A 5005-nucleotide genomic window follows, 5' to 3' on the forward strand; every position below is an offset into this window, starting at 1 on the left:
ACGGCGTTCTCGGTCATGGGAAGAGACTCCTCGGAACGGTGGCGTCGATCAGGCGTCGACCGGCTGGCGGACCAGGTCGATGTCGGCCGGGGTGGAGGTCAGAGGACCACCGGCGACGGGCAGCACCGCGCCGGTGATGTAGCTGGCGGCATCGGAGCACAGGAACAGGCAGGCGCCGGCGATCTCGTCGGGGCGGCCGACCCGCCCGATCGCGACGTACCGCTCGACGCGCTGGAGGATGTCGCCCTCGGCCGCGAAGCGGGACGACTCCGTGAGGATCGCGCCCGGCTCGATGCAGTTGACGCGGACCCCGCGGTCCGCCCACTCCCACGCCATGGTCCGGGTGAGGGAGGCGAGACCGGCCTTCGCGGCGGCGTACGCCCCGCGCAGCGGGTGGGCGTGGTTGGCCGACACGGAGCCGACGTTGACGACGACGCCGCCGCCCTGCTGCGCGAAGGTCGGCAAGCAGGCGGTGGCGCAGTGGAAGGCGCCGCTGAGGTTGGCCTCCACGGTCGCGTTCCAGGCGTTGGGGGAGAGCGTCTCCAGCCGGGCGCCGAAGTTGCCGCCGGCGTTGTTGACGAGGATGTCGATGCGTCCGTACGCCGACAGCGCGGCGTCGCGGATCGCCTCCGCGGTCTCGCGGGTGCGGACGTTGCCGGTCACCCAGACCGCCTCGACGCCGCGCTCGGCGAGCTTGCGGGTCAGCCCCTCGAGGGCGTCCTCGCGGCGGCCGTGGAGCACCAGTCGTGCTCCGGCGTCGCCGAAGGCGTCGGCGACGGCGGAGCCGATGCCGCCGGAGGCGCCGGTGACCACGACCACCTGGCCGGCGAAGTCGAAGCTCGCACGCCCGAGGGGCAGGGGCTGCTGTGCGGATGTCATGGTGGCAGCGTGGTGCGCGTCACGTCCGGGTGCAACGTGTCCTCACCTATCGCCCCGATAGTCCGGGTGGGCCCGATCTCCCTTGACTCGCCGGAGGCCAGGAACCACGATCGAACAACCCGAGCGAGTGAGCCGACTCACACGGCGAAACCCTCGGGATCTCGGGCCGCGCCCCCTGGGCCGCGGCCTCTTCCGGGACCGAACGACCCCTTGCTGGAAGGTGACGACATGACGGCGACCACGGTGCGCAGCGACGAGGCGACGCGCGGCCTCGGCGTGACCTTCGAGCACGTCGAGCACAGCTTCATCCACGGCAAGCGCGCGGTGAAGGTGCTCGACGACTTCAACCTCGACATCGCCCCGTCGGAGTTCGTGAGCATCGTGGGGCCCTCCGGCTGCGGCAAGACCACGGCGCTCAGCATGACCGGCGGCCTGGTCCGGCCGCGGGTCGGCTCGGTCCGCCTGGGCGGCCAGGAGGTCACCTCGACGTCCGAGGACGTCGCCTTCCTCTTCGCCCGCGACGCCCTCCTGCCGTGGCGCCGGGTGCGCAGCAATGTCGAGCTCGGCCTCGAGGTCCGCGGCGTTCCGAAGAGTGAGCGGCGTGAGCGGGCGACCGAGTGGCTCAAGCGGGTGCGGCTCCACGACTTCGCGGAGTCCGACGTCCTCCACCTCTCGCAGGGCATGCGGCAGCGGGTCGCCATCGCACGGACCCTGGTGCAGAGCCCGAAGGTGGTGCTGATGGACGAGCCGTTCGCGGCCCTCGACGCGCAGACCCGCGCCTTCCAGCAGGAGGAGTTCATCCGGCTCTGGGAGGCGGAGCGGCCGACGGTCATCTTCGTCACCCACGACCTGGAGGAGGCGATCCTGCTCAGCGACCGCGTCATCTTGATGGCGGCCCGCCCGGGCCGGATCATCGCCGACATCAAGATCGGTCTCGAGCGCCCGCGCACCCAGGAGATGCGGACCTCCTCCGAGACCTTCCGGCAGCACTTCGAGGAGCTCTCCGACCTGCTCCGCAAGGAAGTCCTGGCCGTGGACGCCTCCCAGGGGGACAGGTGACCGACGCGCTCTTCGCCGCCTCCGACGGGACGGCGATCGCCCACCGCACCTACGGCAGCGGCGCCCGCGTCGTCACCGCGCTGCACACGCTGAGCCTCGACGGCAGCTGGTACGCCGGGTTGGCCGAGGAGCTGGGACCGTCGTACCGCATGCTGTGCCCGGACTTCCGCGGCCACGGCGGCAGCGAGGAGGGGCCGGAGCCGATGACCCTGTCGCGACTCGCGGCCGACGTCGTCGAACTATGGGACCACCTCGGCATCGAGACCTCGATCGTGCTCGGCGTGTCGATGGGCGGCATGGTCGCCCAGGCGGTCGCGGCGAGCGCTCCGACGCGGGTCGAGGCCCTGGTGCTGACCGCGACCGGCGGCGGGTTCGCCGAGGACGCTCGCGAGGGAGCTCTCCAACGACTGGCCGGTGTTCGCGCGGCGGCCGACATGAGCGCGCTCGTGCCGGCCACGCTGGAGCGCTGGTTCGGTGCCGATGGAGCCGCCGCCGACGTGGACCGCGCCCGCGCCACGCTCGAGCGGACCAGCACCCGGGTCCACGCCGACGCTCTCGAGGCGATGCTCGACGTCGGCCGGTTCGGCCCGCCCGAGCCCGCCGTGCCGACCCTCGTCGTCGGCGGCGACGCCGATATCAGCGCGCCGCCCGCCGCGATCGACGCGCTCGCGGCCAAGTACCCCGGGGCGCGGCGCGTCTCCGTGCCCGGCCCCCACCTGTTCGCGCTCACCGATCCGGCCGCCTTCGCCGCCGAGGTCCGGGCGTTCCTCGACGAGCACCCCGCCCCCTGGACCCGGGAGACCCCACGATGACCAGCACCATCTCGAGCTTCCCCACGATCGAGGAGATCCGCGCCCGCGCGGACTCGACCGAGGTGCCGGCGCTCCTCATGACCGTCGCCCACGTCACCGGCGACGTGTCCGTCCTGCGCGACGAGTGGCGCCCCGACCCGGCACTGCTCCCGGCGAGCGGCCTGGCCCCCGAGGTCGCCGGCGCCGCCCGTGCCTACTGCTTGGACCGGCTCGAGGCGGCGCTCGCCGAGGACCGGCCGGTTCCGGTCGAGCCGCCGGCGGGCGTGCTGACCGCGATCGGCCGCTGGAGCCTCGGCGAGACGGCCGACGGCATCGCCGACCTGATCGAGGCGGCGTTCGTGCCCGACGGCACCGACCCGCGGGCGCCGCACTGGACGCTCGAGGAGATCGCTCCGGGCCGCACCTTCGACGTCGCCATCGTCGGCTCGGGCATCTCCGGGCTGCTCTCGGCGCTGCGGATGAAGCAGGCCGGCATCCCGTTCACCATCTACGAGAAGAGCCACGAGGTCGGCGGCACCTGGAGCGAGAACACCTACCCGGACTGCCGCACCGACGTCCACAGCCACATCTACACCTACTCGTTCCACCCGCACGACTGGCCGTCGTACTTCTGCCGGCAGTCGGTGATCCTCGACTACCTGCGCGGGTTCGCGGAGAAGAACGGCCTCCTCGAGCACATCCGGTTCGGTACGGCGGTCGCCTCGGCCACCTGGGACGAGAGCTCCCACACCTGGGCGGTGACCACGGTCGACGACGCGCAGTGCGAGACGACCACGTCGTACTCGGCCCTGATCAGCGCCGTCGGCCAGCTCAACCGCCCGTCGATCCCGGCGATCGAGGGCCTCGAGAAGTTCGCCGGCCCGGCCTTCCACTCCGCCGAGTGGGACCACTCCGTCGACCTGACCGGCAAGCGGGTGGCGGTGATCGGCACCGGCGCGAGTGCTCTGCAGTTCGCGCCCGCGGTCGCGAAGATCGCCGAGCAGGTGACGATCGTGCAGCGCAGCGCCCCGTGGCTGATGCCGACACCGGAGCTGCGCCGGGACATCGACGCCGACGAGCGCTGGCTGCTCGCGTGCCTGCCGCTCTACCGCGCCTACTACCGGCTCTCGATCTTCCTGCCGCGCGTCATCGGCCAGCTCTCCGCGGTCACCGTCGACCCCGACTACCCGCCCACCGAGCGGGCGGTCTCGGCGGAGAACGAGCAGCTCCGGCAGATGCTGACCGACTATCTCCTCCAGCAGGCGGGTGACCGGTCGGACCTCGCGGAGGCGATCGTCCCCGACTATCCGCCCGGCTCGAAGCGGATCGTCCGCGACGACGGCACCTGGGTGCGGACCCTCAAGCGCGACAACGTGCGACTGGTGACCGGTGGTGTCACGCGGGCCGACGAGACGGGCATCTGGACCTCCGACGGCGAGCACGTCGAGGCCGACGTGATCCTGTTCGGCACCGGCTTCAAGGCCTCGGAGTACCTCATGCCGATGCGGATCACCGGCCGCGACGGCCGCGACCTGCACGAGCTGTGGGGCATCGACGCTGCCGCTTACATGGGCATCACGATCCCCGGGTTCCCCAACCTGTTCTGCGCCTACGGCCCCAACACCAACCTCGTGGTGCACGGCAACCTGGTCTTCTTCCTGGAGTGCCAGGCGGCCTACGTCACCGACGCGATCCGGATGCTGCTCGAGGGCGGGCACCGCTCGATGGACCTGCGTGCCGACGTCTTCGAGCGCTACCAGGACGGGATCGCCGAGGAGAGCGCCCTGCGTGCGTGGGGCTGGTCCAAGACCCACAGCTGGTACCACAACGCCGAGGGCCGCTCGACCGTCATGTGGCCGCTCCCGGCCCAGCGTTACCTGCACGGCACCGCCGCCGCGCAGCCCGAGCTCTACGACATCGCGTGAGAACCGAGGAGACCAGCCCCGTGATCCAGACCGAGACCGTCGTCGTCAACGACCTCGAGACCCGCTACCTGCACGGCGGCCCCCAGGACGCGCCCGTCGTGGTGTTCCTCCACGACGGGGCCTGGGGCGCGAGCGCCGACGTCACCTGGGGCGGCGTGCTGCCCCTGGCCGCGGAGCGCTTCCGCGTCGTCGCCCCGGACCTGCTCGGCTTCGGCGGCAGCGCCAAGGCGGTCCGCCTCGACCAGGCGCCGTTCGGCTTCCGGCTGCGTCACGTCCTCGCCCTGCTCGACCACCTGGGCATCACCGAGCCCGTGCACCTGGTCGGCTCGTCCTTCGGCGGCTCGGTCGCGC

The 5005-nt window shown here is 72.1% G+C and carries 5 protein-coding genes; 4 read left to right on the top strand and 1 reads right to left on the bottom strand.

Annotated features, from left to right (window positions below; translation table 11 throughout):
• Positions 1 to 48 precede the first annotated feature (48 nt).
• Positions 49 to 879 carry an SDR family NAD(P)-dependent oxidoreductase gene (locus FHP29_RS00315; protein ID WP_139620885.1) on the bottom strand — a complete coding sequence of 277 codons (831 nt, stop codon included), beginning with the start codon at positions 877 to 879 and terminating at the stop codon, positions 49 to 51.
• A 228-nt stretch (positions 880 to 1107) separates the two neighbouring features.
• On the opposite strand from FHP29_RS00315, the gene FHP29_RS00320 reads away from it, so the two are divergent.
• From FHP29_RS00320 to FHP29_RS00335, 4 genes are all read left to right on the top strand, one after another.
• On the top strand, positions 1108 to 1938 hold the full coding sequence (locus tag FHP29_RS00320; protein ID WP_139620886.1) for an ABC transporter ATP-binding protein: 831 nt from the start codon (positions 1108 to 1110) through the stop codon (positions 1936 to 1938).
• Positions 1935 to 2750 carry an alpha/beta fold hydrolase gene (locus FHP29_RS00325; protein WP_139620887.1) on the top strand — a complete coding sequence of 272 codons (816 nt, stop codon included), beginning with the start codon at positions 1935 to 1937 and terminating at the stop codon, positions 2748 to 2750. The genes FHP29_RS00320 and FHP29_RS00325 overlap by 4 nt, the downstream gene beginning before the upstream one ends.
• Complete coding sequence (locus FHP29_RS00330) at positions 2747 to 4654, top strand: flavin-containing monooxygenase (protein WP_139620888.1); 1908 nt, start codon at positions 2747 to 2749, stop codon at positions 4652 to 4654. The genes FHP29_RS00325 and FHP29_RS00330 overlap by 4 nt, the downstream gene beginning before the upstream one ends.
• Positions 4655 to 4674: 20 nt before the next feature.
• Positions 4675 to 5005 (top strand): alpha/beta fold hydrolase (locus FHP29_RS00335; RefSeq protein WP_139620889.1); only part of this gene is annotated, 331 nt, incomplete at its 3' end.

Origin of the sequence: Nocardioides albidus (genome assembly GCF_006335005.1) — a bacterium.
Taxonomy (GTDB): Bacteria; Actinomycetota; Actinomycetes; order Propionibacteriales; family Nocardioidaceae; genus Nocardioides; species Nocardioides albidus.

Excerpts from the sequence above, each read along its gene's own strand:
- FHP29_RS00315 (WP_139620885.1), bottom strand. The coding sequence starts at position 879 with ATGACATCCGCACAGCAGCCCCTGCCCCTCGGGCGTGCGAGCTTCGAC.
- FHP29_RS00320 (WP_139620886.1), top strand. The coding sequence starts at position 1,108 with ATGACGGCGACCACGGTGCGCAGCGACGAGGCGACGCGCGGCCTCGGC.
- FHP29_RS00330 (WP_139620888.1), top strand. The coding sequence starts at position 2,747 with ATGACCAGCACCATCTCGAGCTTCCCCACGATCGAGGAGATCCGCGCC.